Raw genomic sequence first — 21,264 nt, forward strand, 5'->3', positions numbered from 1 at the left:
AGTGGGCGAATTTTCAGCGCACTTTGTCAGAAAGTGTGAGCATTATAGCGAAAAAATATCTTTTTTCTACCAAGCGAAGAAGTAAATATTGTAAACTAGCGAGCTGAACAAAAAAGATTACTAAAATTAGAGTAAAAATTATGTTGATAAATAAAACGAAACGGGCGAAAGAGAATCTACAAACCTTGCCTTATTTGGCTTTAGAGGAAACACAAATTGATTTTCTTCATCACCCTGCGGAATTTAAGCAACAGATTATTCAGCTTATTCGTGAAGCAAAAACACGCATTTATATCACCGCACTTTATTGGCAAAATGATGAAGCAGGGCAAGCGATTTTGAATGAGATCTTTGCCGCGAAAAGCCGTAATCCGAATCTTGATGTGAAAATTTTTGTGGATTGGCATCGCGCTCAACGTAATTTACTCGGGGCAGAAAAGACAGCCACAAATGCGGATTGGTATTGTGATCAACGGGCAACTCATCAATATGGTGAACACGCCCATTTATTTTTCGGTGTTCCCGTAAATACACGAGAAGTTTTTGGCGTTTTACACATTAAAGGCTTTATTTTTGATGATACGTTGCTATACAGTGGGGCGAGTATCAATAATGTTTATTTACAGCAAAATGAAAAATATCGCTACGATCGTTATCATAAAATCACTCATTCGGCTTTAACAGACTCAATGGTGGATTTTCTCAAACAGCATTTGCTGAGTAATCAAGCAGTATTACCGTTGGATAATGTTGAGCGCCCTAAAACCAAAGAAATTCGCCAACATATTCGTGCTTTCCGTAAAGGCTTGGCAAGCGATGGGCAATATAAGTTTGCAAACGAAGAAAATTCTGGCCTAAAAATCACCCCACTTTTTGGCTTAGGCGGTGGGGCAAACCTGCTTAACCGTACGATTGAAGATCTTTTTCAGATTGTGCAGGAAAAATTGGTGATCTGTACGCCTTACTTTAATTTCCCTCGCCCATTGCAACAAAAAATTCGGCGTTTATTACAAAAAGGCAAGCGAATTGAAATTATTGTGGGGGATAAAACTGCCAATGATTTTTATATTCCCCCTTCACAGCCATTTAAAATGGCTGGCGCACTACCTTATTTATATGAAAGTAATTTACGTCGTTTTAGCCAAAAATTTGAGCAACAACTCAACCAAGGTCAGCTGGTTATTCGCACTTGGAAAGACGGTGATAACAGCTATCACCTAAAGGGTGTGTGGGTAGATGATCATTATATGCTTTTAACAGGCAACAATCTTAACCCGCGTGCTTGGCGTTTAGACGCAGAAAATGGCTTGCTCATTCAAGATCCAGCACAACAACTGCAATCCCAAATACAACAAGAGTTAGATTGTATTCGCCAACATACCATACAGCTCACACACTACACAGAACTGGAGGCACTTTCGCAATATCCAGAACCAGTGCAAAAACTGCTGAAAAAATTTGCTCGTATTAAAGCAGATAAATTAGTGAAGATGATTTTGTAGAAGAAAATTTTTTACATTTGAATGTTTTCTTACCACACTTTTGCTTTTCCCCTCTTGATACAAGAGGGGAATTTTTTGGGAAATCCTAACTCATTTCCGAATGACCGCCTTTACATTGCTTGTGTGGCAATATTTTTTAGGCGGACACACCAGCCCGCCATTACGAGAAAATAGGAAGGCAATGAAGAAGTGCGGTAATTTTTTACAGTATTTTTACCTGAGATGAGGATAGCACTTATCGATCGACGCGTTGAAAGCTAGCCAAACAATTTTTTGCCAAAGAAAAATAGCACTAATCCAGCGCCCATAAACACAAAGCCAATTATTTGCCAGATTTGGATTGGACGACTTGTCATACCAATCAAGCCAAAATGATCAATCACCGCTGCGGCAATAAGTTGCCCGATAATGATGAAAAACAGCATATTTGTTACGCCCATTTTAGGGGCGAGAAAAATGGTTGTGAAGACCACTAACGCACCGAGCGGGCCACCAATGAGTTTCCATATTGGTTGTTTTGGCACTTGTTGCAAGGCGGTGAATAAATCAGCTTTCCACCAACAAATAAAAAACAGCAATAGGGTTCCCATTGCAAAAGAAATCAATGCAGCGACCACGGGTTGTCCCATTAATGAGCCTGCCAGTTGGCTATTAATCGCGGCTTGCGTGGCAAGGGCAACGCCTGCACAAAGTGCAATTAGAATAAATGAAATGAGCATACCTATTCCAAAGAATGATTAAAAAGAAGAAAATTTGCACCGCACTTTATTTTTATTGATAGGATAAAGTGCGGTAGGATTTTACGGGGTTTTTATTTTACCCATTCGACAATTTCATCAAATGCTTGGCGTGTTTTTTCTCGCGGTGCATTTACGCGATAGCCAAATGCCGCCATCACGCTGAGCTTGTATTCATCTGCACGGTATAACCCTTCTGCAACAAAAAGATCATTCATTTTTTCTAGCGGAAAGCCCTCAATCGGGGTGCTATCAATGCCAATCATTGCCGCGCTAGTGAGCATATTGCCTAGGGCGATATAACTTTGACGGCAAGCCCAATGATAAAATGCAACGGGATTGTCGGTGAGCGCAAAATCGTTTTCTGTAAAGTTGCGATAAAAACCTTGACGCAATTTAAGGGCATCTTCAGGGATATGATGCACATCACGCATAATATGTGGGACATATTCGCCATCTGCTAGGAGAGTTTGGGGTTGACGAACGAGGATAACGACAAAATGGCTACAATCCATAATTTTATCTTTCGCTCCCCACGCGGTATCGCGGATGAGTTCTTTAATATGCTGATTTTCAATCACTAAAAATTTCCACGGCTCAAATCCAAAGGAACTTGGCGAAAGACGTGCGGTTTCAAGGATAAAGCGAAAATCTTCCTCACTGATTTTCTTTGTGGGATCGTATTGTTTGCACGCGTGGCGAAAATGGTAAGCATCAAGAATTTGTTGTTTGGAAATCGTCATTATTATATTCCTCTTATTAAAAAAGCTGGCCATATTATGCGAAAGTTTGGCAAGGAATGCCATAGCTAACTTTTTGTATCAGGATGAGGGCATAAAAAAACTGGGAGCAATGCCCCCAGTTGATAGCATAAAGTGCGGTAAAAATTACAGCAAAATATTGGCGAACAACAAGCCAAACGCAAGGCTGAATGCCATACTTAATAGCCCTGGTAACATAAAGCTATGGTTGAAAATATATTTACCAATACGTGTTGTTCCTGTGGTATCAAAGTCAATTGAGGCAATGATTGGACCGTAGTTTGGAATGAAGAAGTAACCATTTACCGCAACAAATACCCCAATTAACACCGGTGCTGGAATGCCTAATGCGATCCCAACTGGGAATAAAGTGGCAACTGTTGCGCCTTGGCTATTTACTAAAACAGAAAGCACAAATAGTGCAATAGCAAAGGTCCAAGGTGCGGTTTCAACCAACACTTTCACACTTTCTTTGACTTCCACCATATGCGCTTGCATCAGGGTATCACCTAACCACGCAATACCAAAAATAGCGATAACAGCACGCATTCCCGCGTGGAACACGGAACCTTGTGTAATGGCGTTGCCATTTGGTTTACAAGTTAAAATGATTAATGCTCCCACAGTCAGCATCACGATTTCAATGGCGTGTGCCATTCCCATTGGTTTGCCATCAAAAACTGGACGTAAGCCAGGGAATGCCCCCATTAATACCACTAATAACGCACCAAATAAGAATAAACCGACAGATAATTTCGCAGTTGGTTTTAATTGAATGTTGTCAGGATTAACATCTGTATGGTTTTCTTTTACATACTCAGGATCTTGTAATAAACGTTGATATTCTGGGTCATCTTTTAATTCTTTACCCATTTTATTGACGAAGATACAAGCAAGCGCTAAGCCTAAAATGGTTGAAGGTATGGTTACCATTAACACATCACCTAAGTGAATGCCTTGTGGCTCAAGATAAGCAACCACCGCAACCACCGCGGCAGCAATCGGGCTAGCGACAATGGCAAATTGTGAAGCAATTACCGCCATTGAAAGCGGACGTTCAGGACGTACACCATTGTGGCGACTTACTTCTGCAATCACCGGTAATACAGAATAAGCCACGTGACCTGTTCCTGCTAATACGGTGAATGTCCAAGTTACTGCAGGCGCAATAAAGGTGATGTATTTCGGGTGTTTACGCAAAATATTGGTGGCGATTTTGATCATATAATCTAAACCACCCGCGGCTTGCATTGCCGCTGCGGCAGAAACGACCGCCATAATCATTAGCATTACATTAATCGGTAAACCCGCAGGCGCTAAGCCGAAGCCAAAAGAGAGGATAGCAAGCCCCATACCGCCCATTACTCCCAAGCCGATACCGCCAATGCGCGCACCAATCAAAATGCACACCAATACGATGGCAAATTGGAGAAAAAACATAATCGAACCTCTTTTAATATATTGATTAGATAATTTCTTTGCAAAAAGAACATACAATGATGAAAAGAGAAAAATCTCTTTAAAATCGCGCAATAATATAGCAATAAACGCGGTGAATCGCTATATAAGCACTTACTATTTTTATTTATTCATTGATTTAAACTAAAGAGTTATTTAATAACAACGGAATTTCATAAGACTTTCTTTGAAAGATAGGTAAAGTATGGTTATACTTATGCTTTTCTTTTAACTTGAAACTTCATTACAAATAGAGAATAAAATGCAAGAATTTTTACCTATGGCAAGTTTATTTGCTAAAAATCATATGTTGTTAATTATCGCTTGGTTTGCTGTATTAGCTTTGGTGATTTATACCTACTTTAAGGCATTTACAGCAAAAAGTAAGGTCATTGAAAACAGTGAAGTTGTTGCTTTAATTAATAATCAAGATGCTACGGTAATTGATTTACGTACGATGGATGAATTTCAGCGTGGTCATATTATTCATAGTATTAATATCTTACCTAGTGAAATTAAAAATCAAAATATTGGTAAACTTGAACAATATAAAGAAAAACCTGTTATCTTAGTATGTGCTAATGGTATGAATGCACCAGCTAGTGCTGAGTTATTAGCGAAGCAAGGCTTTAAAAATGTTTATAGCCTAAAAGAAGGGATTATCGGTTGGAGTTCAGCTAATTTACCACTTGTCAAAAAAGACAAATAATATTGTTTAACATTTATTGAGGAAGAAAAATGAGCGAGCAAAATCAAACAGTCGCAAATGAAACGCAAGAACAACAAACTGAAGCCGTTTTACAAATTCAGCGTATTTATGTAAAAGATGTATCTTTTGAAGCACCAAATCTACCCCATATTTTTCAACAGGAATGGCGTCCTCAACTTGGTTTAGATATTAATAGTGAAGCTACTGAAGTGGGTGAAAATCTTTATGAAGTTACCTTAACCATTTCAGTCGAAACAACGTTAGAAGAAAGTGGTGATTTAGCATTTATTTGCGAAGTTAAACAATCAGGTGTATTTACTATCAGTGGTCTAGAAGGAATACAAATGACCCATTGTTTAACTTCACAATGTCCAAATATGTTGTTCCCTTATGCGCGTGAATTAATTGCAAGCCTTGTAAACCGTGGCACTTTCCCGCCATTAAATCTTTCTCCCGTAAACTTTGATGCACTCTTTATGGAATATTTAGAGCGTCAGCAAGCGGAGCAAGCACAGGACGAGAAACCAGAAACGGTTAATTAATCAAAATAAGTGGGTGAAAGACCCACTTTTTTATGGAAAAAATCACCGCCCTTTAATTGTTGGCACGAGTTCCAAATTAAACGCCAAGAGAATTTTTTGTATGGTTTCAAATCTCGGTTTACTGCCTTTGGATAGGGTTTTATACAGACTTTCACGCCCTAAACCTGTTTGTTTAGCTAGCTCTGTCATTCCTCTTGCTCTTGCAACTGTTGAAAGTGCGGTTAAAAATTCTTCTTGCCCTCCACTTTTTAGGGTTTCAGCTAAATAAGCCTGTATATCTTCTTCCGTAGTAAGGTATTTTGCTGCGTCAAAATGACTTGTTTTAATATTTGCTTTTAATTTCATTATGTTAATCCTCGATCATCATTCTTGCTTTGTTAATATCTGCCTGTTGTGTTGATTTATCGCCACCACACAACAAAAAATATAACGTATTGCCATCTTGAATGTAATAAACACGATAACCTGCTCCTGTTGCTATTCGCATTTCATAAAGCCCACCACCTAATGGTTTATGATCACCGAAATTTCCTTGCTCAGCTCGTTCTATGCGCTTGATAATTGCCATTTTTGCTATGCGATTTTTTAAATTCATTAGCCAGTGGTCAAATTCGGCTGTTGTTCTTATTTCATTTATTTTTTCCATACCCATCTCCTTTTATAAATTGTATTTGATAGGATACAATTTGGCAAGGTAATCTATCCACTGCTTTATATAACGCCCCACCACTAACTCACTTCTGTAAAAATTCTATTTTCAGTCTAATTCAAGTAGGTTAAACTCAAGGCATTAATAGTGAGTGTGATTCACTTTTATTTTCATTATGGAGATGATTAATGCACAACAATATTTCCAATTCACCCATTACTGTCATTGGTGCAGGATCTTACGGGACGGCATTGGCAATCAGCTTCTCTCGTAACGGCTCACCTACTTATCTTTGGGGACATAATGCCGAACATATGAAAGCGTTGGCGGATACACGTTGTAATCAGTCTTTTTTACCAGATATTCCGTTTCCTGAAGCATTACAAATTGAAACGAATTTAGCGAGTGCGGTGCAAAAATCACGAGATTTATTGATCGTTGTACCTAGCCATGTTTTTGGCGAAGTTTTAGAAAAAATCCGACCGCACTTACAACCTGAGCATCGAATTGTTTGGGCGACGAAAGGTTTAGAACGAGATACAGGGCGCTTATTGCAACAGGTGGTAGAAGAAAAACTTGGCACGCAATATCCATTAGCTGTTTTATCTGGCCCAACATTTGCCAAAGAGCTTGCACAAGGGCTACCAACGGCAATCACCTTAGCTTCTCACGATCTGGCGTTTGCCCAAGAATTTCAAGCGCGTATTCATTGCAGTAAACATTTTCGTGTTTATCTTAATCAAGATATGATCGGTGTTCAGCTTGGCGGAGCCATTAAAAATGTGATCGCCATTGGGGCTGGAATGTCAGACGGAATGGGGTTTGGCGCAAATGCGCGTACTGCCTTGATCACACGTGGTTTAGCGGAGATTAGCCGATTAGGTGAATCACTCGGGGCGAACCCCAATACCTTTATGGGAATGTCAGGCTTAGGTGATTTAGTACTAACTTGTACCGATAACCAATCGCGTAATCGTCGCTTTGGGTTAATGCTTGGTCAGGGGAAAAACACCGAGCAGGCATTAGCTGAAATTGGTCAGGTGGTGGAAGGATTTTATAACACCAAAGAAACCTATTTACTTGCTCAGCGACAAGGCGTAGAAATGCCAATTACCGAACAAATTTACCAAGTCCTATTTTGTGCTAAAAATGCCAAAGATGTTGCATTCAGTCTGCTTGGGCGAGAACGAAAAGGAGAATAAAATGCCTGTTGAAGTTTGGCGTTTACTTCGTCAAGAAGCAAAAGAATTAGCGGAATGTGAGCCAATGCTCGCGAGTTTTTTTCATTCCACTATTCTAAAACACCAGAATCTTGGTAACGCATTAAGTTATATTTTAGCTAATAAATTAGCAAATCCCATTATGCCCGCGATCACCTTGCGTGAAATTATTGAAGACGCCTACCAAGCAGAACCTGATATTATCGGCAGTGCGGCTTGTGATATTCGTGCGGTGCGTCAGCGGGATCCTGCAGTGGAATTATGGACAACGCCGTTATTATATTTAAAAGGTTTTCACGCCTTACAAAGTTACCGTATTACCCATTATTTATGGCAACAAAATCGTAAAGCGTTGGCGATTTATTTACAAAATGAAATTTCTGTTGCGTTTGATGTGGATATTCACCCCGCTGCACAAATAGGCTGTGGCATTATGTTCGATCACGCCACTGGCATTGTGGTAGGCGAAACCTCTGTCATCGAAAACGATGTGTCTATTCTACAAGGCGTTACCCTAGGCGGAACGGGCAAAGAATCCGGTGATCGTCATCCAAAAGTAAGGGAGGGGGTGATGATTGGAGCTGGGGCAAAAATTCTTGGTAATATTGAAATTGGGCGTTATGCCAAAATTGGTGCCAATTCTGTGGTGTTACAACCCGTCCCTGAATATACCACTGTTGCGGGTGTCCCTTCAAAAACCATTGGTAAAGATAAAGCAGCAAAACCGGCATTTGAAATGGATCAATGTTTTATTGATGAGAAAATCAATTTAAATATTTAGTGGAATAACACAGGTTCAACATAGGTTGATACTTGATCTGCTTTATCGTTGCTTTAGTTTGAAATAAATGGACGTTGTGAGGAGGTTGTCTTATCCCGCTTGCAAAAGGATTGATGAAAAAATAAATGGCAATAAAAATGTGTTTGCATTTAAGAAAAGTGCGGTGATAAATTTCTCCATTTTTCACCGCACTTGTGTTTTATGGTTAGTAATCAAAGAGATCGCCATCTCGTAATAAATGCACATTTCCCTTACGGCGTAAAAAACCACAGCGATCGAAATATTCCATAAGTTGCACCGTCATTTTTCTGCCCCATTGCAATTCATCGCGGAGTTGATTTACTGAAATGTCTCCCTTCTCCAAGATAGCATTTTTTACCCAATGGGCATACGCATAAAGAGTTTCCGTAAGCATAAAACGATCTCGTACAATAGGCGTTAAATAGCCTAATTTCCCTGCTTTATAAAGAAAATTACGCATCGTGCTTTCATCTAAATCCAGCAAATTCGCTAAATCTCGCACCCATAATGCTTGTCCGTGCTGTTGTTCAAAATGCGTGAGGACTTGTTGCCATAACTGCTGTTCTTCTGTATTAAAACGAATTTTATGTTCTGGTAAATGCAACCAACCGCGCGTTTGCTGAAGCTTCTCTTGGGCTAATAAGTCAGCAATAAAATAATAAATTAAGGCTTCTGGCTGATGAATAGCCGCAATGCGATATAAACGTGCTTTGCTTAAGCCAAGTTGATCGGGAGATTGCTGGTGGTAATCTGTCAATGTGGCGATTAATTTTTCACTTTGCTGTTGTTGATAACTACGCGTAAATGCCCAACCTTGCCGGGTTTGGATATGACGTTCTGCAAGTAAATCGGGTAAATCCTCTTCTTTACGTTGTGCTAACCACGCTAATTCTGTAAGTGGCATTGGTCGATGTTGCAAATAGCAACTTAAACGTTCAGCTACGTTTTGCGTTGTGAGTAAATGATGTAAAAAATTCAACCGCACTTCAGTGCGCTTGTAACGTTTTGGCGAGTAAATTTCAATCACCCTTGCGCCAGCTAACAAGGATTTGGCATCGCCTGTACGTAAAATTAATTTATCGTTATAGGTTAAGTATAATGGATCTTGTAAAGTGAGTTCTGCTAGGGCTTTTTGCTGTGGATAAAGTTGTTTATTTTCGAGCAATGTGAGCTTACCCGTTGTATGCGAGGCGGCGTGATAACTATGCACCGCTTGGCTTTCTTGTATCCACTGTGCCGCTTCGATTTCTACGGTAATGCGATCAGTGGCAACTGTTGGTGGATGAGAGAAAAGCCAGTCTCCACGCTGAATTTCAGTTCGTTCTACATCGGTTTGAATATTTAAGGCTAAACGTTGCCCGGCCTCTCCAACCATTGATTGTTGATCTTGGCTATGGATATTTTTAATACGCACTTTTTTTCCTGTGGATAAGTACAGTTCTTCATTCGTAGCAATACGCCCACTGAATGCCGTGCCTGTTACCACAGTTCCTGCCCCTTTAATCGTAAAAATGCGATCAATCGCATAACGGAAAGGCAGCTGGTTATTAGAAAGAGAAGGCAAATTCGCTAAATGTGCTTGTAATTCGTCAATACCTTGCCCTGTATAAGCGGAAGTAATGAAAAAAGCGCTTTCTTCCAAAAATGGATATGTTTGCATCAGCTGTTGCTTGGTGTTTGCAATATGTGTTTCGCTGACTTTATCCGCTTTTGTGATCACAACAATAATTTGCTTAAAATGCAATAAGCGTAAAATGGCGAGATGTTCTGCGGTTTGTGGCTGGATACCTTCATCTGCGGCAACGATAAGCATTGCATAATCTACTCCGCCTAGCCCAGCAAGCATATTTGAGAGAAATTTTTCGTGTCCCGGCACATCAATAAAACCCAGTGTTTTCTGTGGTAAAGGTAAATAGGCATAACCTAAATCAATCGTCATTCCGCGTTTCTTTTCTTCTGGCAAGCGATCCGCATCAGTACCCGTTAAAGCGCGTAACAAAGCGGTTTTGCCGTGATCGACGTGGCCTGAGGTAACAATAATCATAGTTGCTCCACGGTATTTAATAAACGTTCAAAATTGGCAAGGCTACGTAGATCGAGCCATAATTTATTTTGTTCAATTCGCCCAATGATAGGCTGGGGGAGTCGTTTGAAGCGTTCAAGAAGTGCGGTCAATTTTTGCGATGTTTTTTCTTCTATGGTTACCGCAATGGAAGGAAGCGTGGCGAGGGGTTGGGCGCCACTGCCAATTTGTGCTTGGCTTTGTTCCACACGGACGGTATAGGCAAAATCTAACTGATTTTCCAACCGCACTTTCAGTATTTCTGCCTGTTGGCGTAATACGGAGACAGGCTGCGTGAGTAACTGCAAACTCGTCAGTTTCTCTGTCAATTTTTCAGGTTGAAGATATAAACGCAACGTCGCCTCTAATCCCGCTAAAATGATTTTATCACAGCGTAATGCGCGCTTGAGTGGATGCGCTTGTAGTTGATCGATAAATTCTTTTTTTCCAACAATAATGCCTGCCTGTGGACCACCTAGCAATTTATCCCCAGAGAATGAGATTAAATCCACACCTTGCTGCCATTTTTCTTGTACGGTAGGTTCATTCGGCAAGCCATATTGTGAAAGATCCACCAATGTCCCACTGCCTAAATCGGTTACCACAGGTACATTCATTTCCTGACCAAGTTGTGCTAATTCGGCTTCGCTGACAGAATGTGTAAAGCCACAAATTTGGTAATTGCTACTATGAACTTTCATTAAAAAGGCGGTATTTTCGTTGATCGCACGGCGATAATCAGTTAAATGGGTGCGATTTGTTGTACCAACTTCAATTAGCTTGCAGCCTGCTTGTTGCATAATATCAGGGATACGGAACGAACCGCCAATTTCAATTAGCTCACCACGAGAAATAACCACTTCTTTACTACCTGCTGCAAAGGTAGCTAACATTAGTAACACGGCTGCTGCATTGTTGTTCACCACGCAAGCGGCTTCTGCTCCGGTAAGCTCACATAATAGCTCACTAATATACTTATCGCGGTGGCTACGTTCTCCGGCGAGCAAGTCATATTCTAATGCGACATTTTCTTGCATCGTTAATAATGCGGCTTGCTGTGCAGCCTCAGCCCACAAAGCCCGACCTAAATTCGTATGTAAAACAGTTCCCGTTAAATTATGCACAGGTTGAATTTTCACTTGTTGTTGTATGGTGAGGGTTCGCTGAATTTCGGTAAGCAAGTTTTCCTGATTGAGAAAAATATCGGGAAGTGTTTGTGTTTTTTTTATCTGAGAACGGGCATCTTCAAGGAATTTTCGACATACCTTAACCACCGCACGATGACCGAACATTGTAATCAGTGGGGCAATTTCACGCTGTTTTAACAATTTATCTATTGAAGGAAGTTGTTGAAAAAGGCTGCTCATTTTATCGTCCTAGTAAACTTTTACTTGTAATCATACTGTTTTTTAATCAAAAATTCAGCTTTTAACTGGAAGTCTTGCCGAGAGATGTTGAAAGGATATGGCATTGGTGTGTTTTTCGGTAGCACTTTACTAAAATGATCTTATGTTATTTCACATTAAAATAACAATAAAATGCGAACCGATAATTTTACTTTCACATAGGCTTGAATAATCAACAAATTTCCTTTAAAGTGAGCAAACTGTTGGAAGATAGGCGTTTCCGGTGAAACGGCAGGACTTCAAATCCTGTTAAGGTTGCCAGCAATCTTGGGTGGGTTCGACTCCCATTATCTTCCGCCAATCCACCGTTCTACACGTCTCTACATAAATCTAACTGCTTCAAAAATCCTTGTAAAATCTAGCCGTTGGCGATATTGTATGCGTCTGATTGCGTCCCCGTAAATCTCTATAACGCAATATAATTGTACCAAGAATTGTACCAAGATTTTAAAAATTCGCTACGTTACTCCCAAAAGCAATGATTTAGGCAATAAAAATCTTGGTACAATTATCCTAAAAATCATTTATTTTCATATGGTTAAATTATGCTGCTAGGTGGCAAAGTGGTTGTTTTTTCTTGGTACAATTTTTTAAAGGTTGATACTATGGCAAGAAAAACACAGCAACTAACAGACACACAGATTAGAAAGGCGAGAGCCGACAATAAAGAAATCACCTTAAGCGATGGTAACGGGCTTTTTATTGTGGTGGCATTGTCTCAATCTAAGATATGGCATTTTAAATACACTAATCCACGTACTAAGAATCGAACCAAAAAGACGATAGGGCATTATCCTGCTATCTCACTTGCGCAAGCACGGGCTAAGCGTGATGAATATCAAGCCCTATTAGCGCAAGGAATTGATCCAAAAGACTATGAACAACAGCAAAGCCAGTTACAAGCGGAGGGAATTAATAACACCCTTGAGAAAGTGGCGTTAAATTGGTTTGAAGATAGGAAGCTAAAGCCTGACTTTTCAGAACGCACCGCACAAGACACTTGGAAGCGATTTAATCGCCATATCCTCCCACTACTTGGCAATTATCCTATACGAGAGATAACTCCTTTAATGGCAATCAATGCGCTTAAACCGTTGGAATTAGCAGGCAAATACACAGAATTATCCAAGGTAATCACTAAAATTAATGAAGTGATGACTTATGCCCTACACCGTGGGATTATCCCCACAAATAACCTTGCTAAGATTGGCAAGGAGTTCACTAAGCCAACACCGCAAGGAATGAACACAATCGAACCAGAAGAGCTAGAGAGCTTTATAACGGCATTTTACCAAGCCAAAGAGAACAATCGCTTTAGCCTGTTTTCTTTCTATGCTGTGTTGTTAGTGCTTTTAACTGGTGGACGACCATCAGAGATAGCGGGGGCAAGATGGGAAGATATTGATTTTAGTCAAAGCCTTTGGACGTATCGTGTGCAGAAAGGTAATAAGAACTTAAAGGGCGGACGGTTGCATATTGTAACACTTTCACGGCAAGCGGTGGCGGTATTGCAGAAAATGCGAGAAATTAGCACCGCACTTAGTTTAAATAGTGAATTTGTGTTTCCTAGCGTAAATGCAAAATCAGGACATATTACGATTGAGGCAATGCGCAATGCGATAGTAAAGACCCTTGGTAAGGGAAAACTTACTACGCACGGCATAAGGCACTTAATAAGCACTTCTTTGAATGAGCGTGATTATAATGCGGATTGGATAGAAAAAGCGCTCTCACACAAGGGAAAAGACCGCATAAGGGAGATTTACAATAAAGCGAAGTATTTAGAGCAACGGGCGGCAATGTTGCAAGATTGGGGCGATTATTTAGAAAGCCTTGTACCTAAGCCTTTTGTTTAATTCCACCACCACAAGAGCCAGTGATTACACTGGCTTTTTTTGTTCGTTTTTCACTGAAAAAATTTTTACATATTAGGAGAGCATTTTTTTATAGGACAATAGGACAATGGAAAATTACATATATAATAATATCAATACCTTATGATAAAAATAGATTAATTAATAATCAAAAATTGTCCTATTTTAAGGTCATTTTGTCCTATTTTTGGGGTGTTTTGTCCTATTGAAATGGTGGAGATGAGGTTATTTGGGTGAATTTATACATTGATTTTTTGCTTTAGTGTAAATATTATATATTTATATTTATGAATTTGAGGCTGATTATGTTTTCTATTGCTGGCTTTGAGTGGGACAAAATAAAAGCAGAAATCAACGAGAAAAAGCACGGCGTTACGTTTAACGAGGCCATAAGCGTTTTTTATGATGATGATGCCTTGTTAATTCCTGATCCTGAACATTCTTACTTTGAGGAACGTTTTATTTTGTTAGGCAGAAGCAAGAAAAGCAATATTCTTGTTGTTGTACACTGCGAACGTGACGAGAATATTAGAATTATTTCAGCCAGAAAAGCCACCAAGCGAGAAGAAAGCCAATATAGGGGGAAGCGATGAAAAATGAATATGACTTCAGTCAAGGGATTAAAAACCCTTATGCACGCAATTTGAAAGAAAAAAAGGTGATTACGATAAGAATTGAAGATGATACGATTGCTTATTTTAAAAGCCTTTCAGATGATACAGGCTTGCCTTATCAAACACTCATTAACTTGTATCTAAAAGATTGCGTAGAACAAAAACGCAAGCCTAAAATAGCGTGGTGATTTTAGTGCATTTCTCAATGTTTAGGGTATGTTCAATTTTGGCATATCCCTTTAATTCCTTTCGACATCTCTCAACATCATTTTATCTGGTGATTTTTGTTTTTGGATCAACCTATAAACCCTTATGCAATAAGGCATAAGCTGACAAAATAAGGTTGTTTAGATCACCCCTTTACATTCAATTATTCAACAAGATGATGATGGCTAGAAATGCAAAAAACTGCCGAAAACCGCGAGCGCCCGACCCCGTGGAAAGCCCCACCCCGTCAGGAGTACCTTTTGCGTAGGTAGGGTGGTGGAAAAGTTCACAGAAACAAAGCTAACTACCACCACAGAAACCCTATGCAATCGCTATTACAGTTTTTTGTGGCTTTTTTATTTACTGGATAAAACCACAGTTAAATAATTGGCTTTTGATTTATGTGGGCGTATAATGACGCACGGAGAGGCAATATACAAAATTATATTTACGCTATATAATTATATTCATCTTGTATAATTTTATATAAAAGAGGGATGAAATGCGCGATCCGCTTTATTTTCCAAGAAGTGAGCTGGCAAGCCGTCTATTAATTAGCCTAAAAGATGGCATTATGCACGCATTAACATTATTTGCCCCTCGCCGTATGGGGAAAACGCAATTTTTGCTCAATGATATTAAGCCACTGGCGGAAGAAATGGGCTTTAATGTGTTTTATTTTAGCTTTATGGAAAAATCTGATGGCGAAATGAGAAAGGCGTTTAATGCTCAGCTTCTCCAGTTTTTAGATAGCGTTACCAGTGGCGCAAACAAATTCACGCAAGCCATAAAGCAACTGAAAAGCGTTGATGTGCTAGGCGTTGGCATTGAGCTAGAAAGCCATAAAGCAGCGTTATCTGTTACCGCTAGCGGATTATTAAATGAATTGGCGGAGAAATCCAAGAAGCCCGTTCTAATGCTACTTGATGAAGTACAAGAGCTTGCAAGGGAAAAAGGCAATGCGGATTTTATTCAGTCGTTGCGGACTGGGCTTGATGTCAATCAAAATAAAATTAAAGTGATTTTTACAGGTAGCAGCACAAACGGCTTGCGCTTAATGTTTAATGATAACAAAGCGCCGTTTTTTCATTTTGCCCACGCGATAGATTTCCCACATCTCGACCGCGCTTTTACGGACTTTTTGGCGGATATTTACCACGATAGAACGGGAAAGACGATTGATAAAGATGATTTTTATCACCTGTTTGAGCGCTTTCACTTTACGCCGTTATATATGCGCTCTATTGCGCAGGATATGATTATTAACCATAATTTGACCCTGGAAGAAGCGGCAGATTATCGACTATCACAAATGGCAGACTTGAGCGAAGTGGGTAAAGAATGGGGCAGTTTAAGCCTGTTAGAGCGTGAAATTTTAAAACTTGCCGCACAAGGTGAAACCACACCTTACAAAAAAGCCACAAGGGAGAATTTAGCGCAGAAAATAGGCGTTGATGAAGTGAGTTCAAGCTCAATTCAAGGGCAACTAAGAAAGCTCGAGAAAAAAGAACTTATCACCCGAGACGCAAACAAAGCGATTAAAATAAATAACCCACATTTTCAGACGTGGATCAAAGAAAATTGCTTTCATAGCAACGAATAAATGCTTTTCAGTTATTAACTATTCCTTAATAACTCAAATTAAAGTGCAACTAGAACGGGCGTAATTAACCCATTTGAAAAGAAAGTAACCCTATTTGCTTTCCTGTTGCACTTCCACCAACAAATAGGGCAACGTATAGGGGCGTTTTATGGGTAAAAATTCCTATATTCAAAACCAATTCATTTCTATTGAAGAGCTTATTGAATGGGCTTTGCCTTTCAATGAAAACGATCGAGAAAAAGCACTTAGGGATTTGCTCGGGACTTTACAAGGCAATGACTGTTATCTTTATGAAAATGTATCTGGAATAAAGCCAAGAATATTGAAATCCACTGAGCCAGTTTTGCTAAAAGCTCTTGATCTAAGATTAAAAGACTATTTGGACAGTCTTGATGAGGTTCCATTTTAAGCTAGGAGGCATTATGGATTTGAGAAGCAATCTTTTAATTAAAAAAGCAGATATTGAAAAAGCGTTAGGAGTTGCCATAAAAAAGAAAGTCATCGTTCAAGGTGATTTAAAGCCGTATTTACCAAGAAAAACGCTTAATTTTTATGAGTGTATCGCATTATTCCAAGGCATTTCGCCTGCTAATTATGCAAGTTCTAAAGATATAAATTTTTACCCGATGCTTCATACCTTAGAAGAAAAAATATTAGACGGAGAACTGGCAAATTCAGAAATACACGCGTTTGATGAGTTTAATGGCATTTTTGAGGCAAGTATTGATAGAAAGAGTGCAGAAATATTTGCTCTAAAATATGGCTATGAATGGCCATTACCTAGTTTGCAAAGTGTTGCGTGTACTGAAAGAAAAGATAAAAGTTTCTCTAATCAGTGGCATCAAGATGAAACAAGGATAGAAGAGCTAGAAAAGCAAAATTTATGTTTAGAAGCGGAGAATATAAAACTCGAAGAAAACCTTAGAGAAACATTAGTTAGATTAAGGCAATTTGAACAGATAGCAGAAAAAACAAGAGAGCTTAAACAATCAGAAAAAACTCAAATTGCTCAACTTGATCAAAGCGCAGTAATAAAAAATAAAGATAATTACATTAAAGAACTAGATGCTCAAATTGAACAGCTTCAACAGAATAAAAATCAGTTAAATCAACCCATAGCTAATCAAGACAATAGAATAAGCCAAGCCCAAAGAGATTTATTCTCATTGTTAGTGATGAATTGTTATCCTAACTATCAAAGCAGAAATGCACTTTTTGAGGCTCTTAATGCCGATTTAAGAGAAAAAGGGATAAGGCAAGCAGATATTCAATATCCAACTTTTGATCGCTTAATTGATGAAAAGTTAAGGATAAACAACAAATCACCATTCCCACCCAAACAGAAATAGCCTTTTTAAATAAGCCCCTAAGAATTTTCAAATTAGGGGCTTTTTCTTTTTAATTAAGTCTTATTTAAAAACGAATTTTTAATTTAAAAATCAACTAATTGAAGCAAACTCCCACCTTTTCCATAATCCCCACCAATCCCAAGACTTACGAGGGTGAACCCAGAACCATATCACTATCACACCAAAGGGGAAGTTATGGAAAATCAACCAATCGAAAAACATTACACACAAAAAGAACTTACTGATTTAGGCGTTGGCTCACGTTCTACCGTTGATCGCCTTGTTCGTGCAGGCAAATTAAGACGGGTAAAACTTGGCACTTGTAGCCGTTATCCAGAAAGCAGCGTTAAAGCCTATTTAGCGAGCCTTGAAGCATAGGGAGGGGCAGACAATGCAACAAATCACCGACACTAGCAAGCACACGCAACAAATAGCGATTATCCAGCGATTAAAACAAGGTTCTTGCTCAACACTAGAATTTAGAGCGATGGGAATTTGTAGCCTTGCACCTCGCATTATGGAACTGCGAGCCAAAGGTTATGACATTTCCACTAGCACGCAAGACGAATTAGATCACGCAGGAGTAAAACACAAAGGCATAGGGGTTTATACCCTACATTCAACACCACAGGATTAACAAAATGGCAGCACAAGAAACTAAAGCAAAAATCAAATTAGGCGAAATTAAAGGACTTATCCCACAGATTAAAGAATTAGCTAACGCTGGTGGAAATAATGCCGTCTCTACCACTGAGAACGGTAAATCAAAACCAATTAGCCATATGGGGATTTTTAAACCTATCAATACCATTGCAAGGCTGGCGGAAATTGAAACGCTAGAACTAGCCGAGAAAATCGAGCAAGCAAAAACCTTGTTAGAAATTGCCATAAATCAAGGTGGGGCGGTAACAAATAAACGTGGCCAAGTATTATCAGCAGATGAAATTATAGAACTTGCACTTGATAACCTTACCGAGGCAGAAACCCACCTACACGCCTTAATTAACCTTGAACAAGAGGAAGATTAGCGATGACCGAACACCAATTAGAAAATGCGGTATTTCCTCAATTATTCCACCAAGCACAACTTCCACCAACAGGGAGATTGCAATAATGAAATGCCGAATTGCTAAAACAGCGTTATTGAGTGAAGCAATTGAACACTATTTAGAAAAACGCCCGCTATTGCGATTTATGAGCCTTTATGATGATAACGAGCCATATCCATTAGCCGAGGTCATAACGTTGCTCAGTGAGCGAATTATCACGCTAGAAAATGATGTATTGAATTACCCCAATAACGAAACTTATCAGCACGGACTATATAGAGCTAAACGCCAACTTGCAAAATTAACCAAGCTACACCAAAAGGAATTAACCCAATGAACAATAATCAACACTTACAAGCGAATTTAGAAGCTAACGCGCTCAATTTACTGCTTGAGCCAGTAACGCACCAATTCCATCACAAGGAAATAAATGCCGTAAATGCGCGTAATTTGCATAAAGCCTTGCAAATTGGGCGAGATTTTTCAACGTGGATTAAAAACCGTATTGAAGAATGTTCATTTATTAAAAACAGTGATTTTATTATTGTTGAAAATTTGAGTTCCCCAAAACGGGGGAGCGCAAATAGTGAACAATTTACGCCTGAAATAGAAAATATAAATAAACAATCATCAAAAGCACGCCCGCAAAAGTTGATTGATTACATCATCACTTTTGATATGGCCAAACATCTTTGTTTATTGGAAAAAAACGAAGTGGGTCACGCAATCCGCCAGCACTTTATCGAAGCAGAAAAGCAATTAGCACAGGTTGCCCCAAATGTTCACCGCAACACCTTAGAGCGAACCAAAGCACGGCTTGCCACGATTGACCATAATCGAGCAATGACAGATGCAATAAAGGACTATTACCAACGGCAAGGCAAAGAATTGAAGGCGTATCACTTCAGCAATGAACAAGTAATGTTAGATAGCCTACTTCTTGGCGAAAACGTCCACCACTGGAAAGAAAGAACCGGGATTGCGAATGTGCGAGATAGTTTTACCACAAGGCAGCTTTATTTGCTCAAGTTGCTACAACAAACGAACACCAGCTTTTTAATGGTAGATATGCCATTCAAGCAACGTAAAAGCCACTTAAAGCGATTAATTGAACGTGAAGATAAATTGCACTAGTGGCGGAATTTTGCGACCAGTACGCGAGGAATGAAATATGTACGGAAAAGAAATCAGAAAACAATTCGCCATTACTTATGCACACACAGGCAATGCAAACAAAGCCTTAAAGCAAGTATTAGGCGATGAGCGAGCGGAAAGAATGCAACCGCACAGCCTAAGAGCAAGAGCAAGTGAGCTATTAAATCATTGTGAGGTGGTGGAATTAATTGAGCAGGAAAAAGCTGAAATATTAAAACGTGGCGAAATACTACCGCGCTTTCACGGTAGAACGTGGCGATCTGATTTATATTCTGAAGATGTCGAAGAAGTGAAGCCTAAACCTATAACACCAAGATTAACCCTAGCCGATATTAAAGGCGGTAAAAAACTACTGAGAGCCTTGAATAAGGTAGTAGCAAGGGGTAAGTAATGGGTAGCATAAATAAAAGCCTATCAAGGCGTAAATGGCGGCTATTTGTGAATGATGGTAATCATAAGATCCTCTACAAAAACCCTACTTTTTTTACAAAAAATATCACCAAGATCGGCTATTAACACGGCAAGAAACAGATATTAAAAAGGCTTGCTAATTCCCCAACCAGCAAGCCCCAATCATTCAAATTTATAGGAGAAACCCGAATGATTAAGCAAGATTATAGTAGAAATTTCTTTACAACCGCCATAAATTTATCGTATTTTAATACCGCACTTTCAAACAGTGCCGAGCCTGAGAACTCGAACTTATACAAGGCGTATAGTAACACGCCCTTAAATGCGTGTTTTTTTATGCGTACCACAAACACACCCAAAGAACGCCTAAAAAGAGCGTGTTCTTCTATGGTAGCGTGTTATGGGAAAGGTTTCGCCCTTTGCTGTGTTCCTTGTATCGCAGTTTCTCAGCCCGTAACACGTTACCGCCCAAGCCTGAGAACTTTAGCGGTAACCTTGAATAATCAATACAAGGAAATCGCAATGAAACTCTTCATTTTTGCGGCAATTCGTCGCACAGACTTAACCAATACAATTCAAAAAATCCGCATTTTTGCCGAAACTGAAATGCAAGCAAGAGCAAAATTAGCTAAGTGGTTTATTCTCATTTTTGCGGGTTGCATTAACGTTCAAAACTTGGCGAAAAATCACCGCACTTTATCCCCTGTTACATTCACTTCAGCTATGATGGAGGTGAAAAATGTTTAATCCTCCAATTACCCCAGCTTTTAAACAAGACCAAATTCTAGCCCGTTTTTCTGAAGTAGAAGCAATGGTTGATTTATTACAACGCTATGCAGAAACGCAATATAACGATCCAACTTTAGACAACGGTTTCAAAATACTAAGCGAAGGAGTGCTAATAGATTTATATCGAGCCATTAACCTTGAACATAATCAAGCGGACAGCAAAGCGGAGGTGAGTAATGACTAAACCAAACAAAACCACACAAGATCAACATTATTTGCAAGCACAATCCCGCTTATGGGAAGCCTACACTATTATTTTAATGGCAAGTAATGCGAATGAAATGGATATTACTGATATGCAAACCGCTTTGCGTGGTGCATTGGTATTAATGGATCAAGGTTTAGAGCATTTAGGGGAGGTGTAG

Annotated in this window: 27 protein-coding genes and 1 tRNA gene; 21 read left to right on the forward strand and 7 right to left on the reverse strand. The window is 39.3% G+C overall.

The genetic code is table 11. The features are described 5' to 3' along the window. Positions 1-140: 140 nt before the first annotated feature. Positions 141-1,502, forward strand: coding sequence for a CDP-diacylglycerol--serine O-phosphatidyltransferase (gene pssA, locus L5B83_RS11200; RefSeq protein WP_265778580.1), 1,362 nt, complete (start codon positions 141-143; stop codon positions 1,500-1,502). A 257-nt stretch (positions 1,503-1,759) separates the two neighbouring features. Here pssA and L5B83_RS11205 read toward each other — a convergent pair whose 3' ends face one another. From L5B83_RS11205 to L5B83_RS11215, 3 genes are all read right to left on the reverse strand, one after another. Beyond that, positions 1,760-2,221, reverse strand: a complete 462-nt coding sequence (locus tag L5B83_RS11205; protein WP_265762927.1) for a DMT family transporter — start codon at positions 2,219-2,221, stop codon at positions 1,760-1,762. A 92-nt stretch (positions 2,222-2,313) separates the two neighbouring features. Next, a complete protein-coding gene (locus L5B83_RS11210) occupies positions 2,314-2,982 on the reverse strand; it encodes an NAD(P)H-dependent oxidoreductase (protein WP_250351435.1) in 669 nt (222 codons plus the stop codon). A gap of 144 nt (positions 2,983-3,126) precedes the next feature. Then, positions 3,127-4,440, reverse strand: a complete 1,314-nt coding sequence (locus tag L5B83_RS11215) for an anaerobic C4-dicarboxylate transporter (protein ID WP_250351436.1) — start codon at positions 4,438-4,440, stop codon at positions 3,127-3,129. Positions 4,441-4,720: 280 nt separating this feature from the next. On the opposite strand from L5B83_RS11215, the gene L5B83_RS11220 reads away from it, so the two are divergent. Next, positions 4,721-5,167 carry a rhodanese-like domain-containing protein gene (locus L5B83_RS11220; RefSeq protein WP_265778581.1) on the forward strand — a complete coding sequence of 149 codons (447 nt, stop codon included), beginning with the start codon at positions 4,721-4,723 and terminating at the stop codon, positions 5,165-5,167. A gap of 29 nt (positions 5,168-5,196) precedes the next feature. After that, positions 5,197-5,709, forward strand: a complete 513-nt coding sequence (gene secB / locus L5B83_RS11225) for a protein-export chaperone SecB (RefSeq protein ID WP_265778582.1) — start codon at positions 5,197-5,199, stop codon at positions 5,707-5,709. Positions 5,710-5,751: 42 nt separating this feature from the next. On the opposite strand, the gene L5B83_RS11230 is transcribed toward secB, so the two are convergent. Further along, positions 5,752-6,054, reverse strand: coding sequence for an addiction module antidote protein (locus tag L5B83_RS11230; RefSeq protein WP_265778583.1), 303 nt, complete (start codon positions 6,052-6,054; stop codon positions 5,752-5,754). A gap of 4 nt (positions 6,055-6,058) precedes the next feature. After that, entirely contained in the window at positions 6,059-6,355 is a 297-nt protein-coding gene (locus L5B83_RS11235) for a type II toxin-antitoxin system RelE/ParE family toxin (protein ID WP_265778584.1), read from the reverse strand. A gap of 191 nt (positions 6,356-6,546) precedes the next feature. Here L5B83_RS11235 and gpsA point away from each other — a divergent pair, with 191 nt between their 5' ends. Both gpsA and cysE read left to right on the forward strand, forming a co-directional pair. Further along, a complete protein-coding gene (gpsA, locus tag L5B83_RS11240) occupies positions 6,547-7,560 on the forward strand; it encodes an NAD(P)H-dependent glycerol-3-phosphate dehydrogenase (protein WP_265778585.1) in 1,014 nt (337 codons plus the stop codon). Between the two features lies 1 nt (position 7,561). After that, the gene (cysE, locus tag L5B83_RS11245) at positions 7,562-8,359 is read left to right on the forward strand and encodes a serine O-acetyltransferase (RefSeq protein ID WP_250363705.1); all 798 of its coding nucleotides are present in this window, start codon (positions 7,562-7,564) and stop codon (positions 8,357-8,359) included. Between the two features lie 205 nt (positions 8,360-8,564). On the opposite strand, the gene selB is transcribed toward cysE, so the two are convergent. Then, the gene (gene selB / locus L5B83_RS11250) at positions 8,565-10,424 is read right to left on the reverse strand and encodes a selenocysteine-specific translation elongation factor (RefSeq protein WP_265778586.1); all 1,860 of its coding nucleotides are present in this window, start codon (positions 10,422-10,424) and stop codon (positions 8,565-8,567) included. Next, entirely contained in the window at positions 10,421-11,809 is a 1,389-nt protein-coding gene (selA, locus tag L5B83_RS11255; RefSeq protein WP_265778587.1) for an L-seryl-tRNA(Sec) selenium transferase, read from the reverse strand. Before selA ends, selB begins: the two co-directional genes overlap by 4 nt. Before the next feature lie 244 nt (positions 11,810-12,053). On the opposite strand from selA, the gene L5B83_RS11260 reads away from it, so the two are divergent. The 16 genes from L5B83_RS11260 to L5B83_RS11335 all read left to right on the forward strand — a co-directional run bounded on the left by L5B83_RS11260 (position 12,054) and on the right by L5B83_RS11335 (position 21,264). Next, positions 12,054-12,148 (forward strand) — tRNA-Sec (locus L5B83_RS11260). 305 nt (positions 12,149-12,453) lie between these two features. Beyond that, positions 12,454-13,704: a tyrosine-type recombinase/integrase gene (locus tag L5B83_RS11265; RefSeq protein WP_265778588.1), complete on the forward strand. Its 1,251-nt coding sequence runs from the start codon at positions 12,454-12,456 to the stop codon at positions 13,702-13,704. A 323-nt stretch (positions 13,705-14,027) separates the two neighbouring features. After that, the gene (locus L5B83_RS11270) at positions 14,028-14,315 is read left to right on the forward strand and encodes a BrnT family toxin (RefSeq protein WP_265778589.1); all 288 of its coding nucleotides are present in this window, start codon (positions 14,028-14,030) and stop codon (positions 14,313-14,315) included. Continuing rightward, a complete protein-coding gene (locus tag L5B83_RS11275) occupies positions 14,312-14,524 on the forward strand; it encodes a BrnA antitoxin family protein (protein ID WP_265778590.1) in 213 nt (70 codons plus the stop codon). The genes L5B83_RS11270 and L5B83_RS11275 overlap by 4 nt, the downstream gene beginning before the upstream one ends. Before the next feature lie 521 nt (positions 14,525-15,045). After that, positions 15,046-16,146, forward strand: coding sequence for an AAA family ATPase (locus L5B83_RS11280; RefSeq protein WP_250351444.1), 1,101 nt, complete (start codon positions 15,046-15,048; stop codon positions 16,144-16,146). Positions 16,147-16,294: 148 nt separating this feature from the next. Continuing rightward, positions 16,295-16,555: a hypothetical protein gene (locus L5B83_RS11285; protein WP_250351445.1), complete on the forward strand. Its 261-nt coding sequence runs from the start codon at positions 16,295-16,297 to the stop codon at positions 16,553-16,555. A gap of 13 nt (positions 16,556-16,568) precedes the next feature. Continuing rightward, the gene (locus tag L5B83_RS11290; protein ID WP_265778591.1) at positions 16,569-17,495 is read left to right on the forward strand and encodes a hypothetical protein; all 927 of its coding nucleotides are present in this window, start codon (positions 16,569-16,571) and stop codon (positions 17,493-17,495) included. Positions 17,496-17,690: 195 nt separating this feature from the next. Beyond that, a complete protein-coding gene (locus L5B83_RS11295) occupies positions 17,691-17,873 on the forward strand; it encodes a helix-turn-helix transcriptional regulator (protein ID WP_265778592.1) in 183 nt (60 codons plus the stop codon). Between the two features lie 13 nt (positions 17,874-17,886). Next, positions 17,887-18,132: a helix-turn-helix domain-containing protein gene (locus tag L5B83_RS11300; RefSeq protein ID WP_265778593.1), complete on the forward strand. Its 246-nt coding sequence runs from the start codon at positions 17,887-17,889 to the stop codon at positions 18,130-18,132. A 4-nt stretch (positions 18,133-18,136) separates the two neighbouring features. Beyond that, entirely contained in the window at positions 18,137-18,523 is a 387-nt protein-coding gene (locus L5B83_RS11305) for a hypothetical protein (RefSeq protein WP_265778595.1), read from the forward strand. Positions 18,524-18,608: 85 nt separating this feature from the next. Beyond that, a complete protein-coding gene (locus L5B83_RS11310; protein ID WP_265778596.1) occupies positions 18,609-18,881 on the forward strand; it encodes a hypothetical protein in 273 nt (90 codons plus the stop codon). Next, positions 18,878-19,678 carry an antA/AntB antirepressor family protein gene (locus L5B83_RS11315; RefSeq protein ID WP_265778597.1) on the forward strand — a complete coding sequence of 267 codons (801 nt, stop codon included), beginning with the start codon at positions 18,878-18,880 and terminating at the stop codon, positions 19,676-19,678. Before L5B83_RS11310 ends, L5B83_RS11315 begins: the two co-directional genes overlap by 4 nt. Positions 19,679-19,715: 37 nt before the next feature. Then, positions 19,716-20,090, forward strand: coding sequence for a hypothetical protein (locus L5B83_RS11320; RefSeq protein WP_265778598.1), 375 nt, complete (start codon positions 19,716-19,718; stop codon positions 20,088-20,090). A 209-nt stretch (positions 20,091-20,299) separates the two neighbouring features. After that, positions 20,300-20,857, forward strand: coding sequence for a host cell division inhibitor Icd-like protein (locus tag L5B83_RS11325; RefSeq protein ID WP_265778599.1), 558 nt, complete (start codon positions 20,300-20,302; stop codon positions 20,855-20,857). Then, positions 20,850-21,083: a hypothetical protein gene (locus L5B83_RS11330; RefSeq protein WP_265778600.1), complete on the forward strand. Its 234-nt coding sequence runs from the start codon at positions 20,850-20,852 to the stop codon at positions 21,081-21,083. Before L5B83_RS11325 ends, L5B83_RS11330 begins: the two co-directional genes overlap by 8 nt. Further along, positions 21,076-21,264, forward strand: coding sequence for a hypothetical protein (locus L5B83_RS11335; RefSeq protein WP_265755482.1), 189 nt, complete (start codon positions 21,076-21,078; stop codon positions 21,262-21,264). The genes L5B83_RS11330 and L5B83_RS11335 overlap by 8 nt, the downstream gene beginning before the upstream one ends.

This window comes from Avibacterium sp. 21-599 (assembly GCF_026226765.1).
Taxonomy (GTDB): domain Bacteria; phylum Pseudomonadota; class Gammaproteobacteria; order Enterobacterales; family Pasteurellaceae; genus Avibacterium.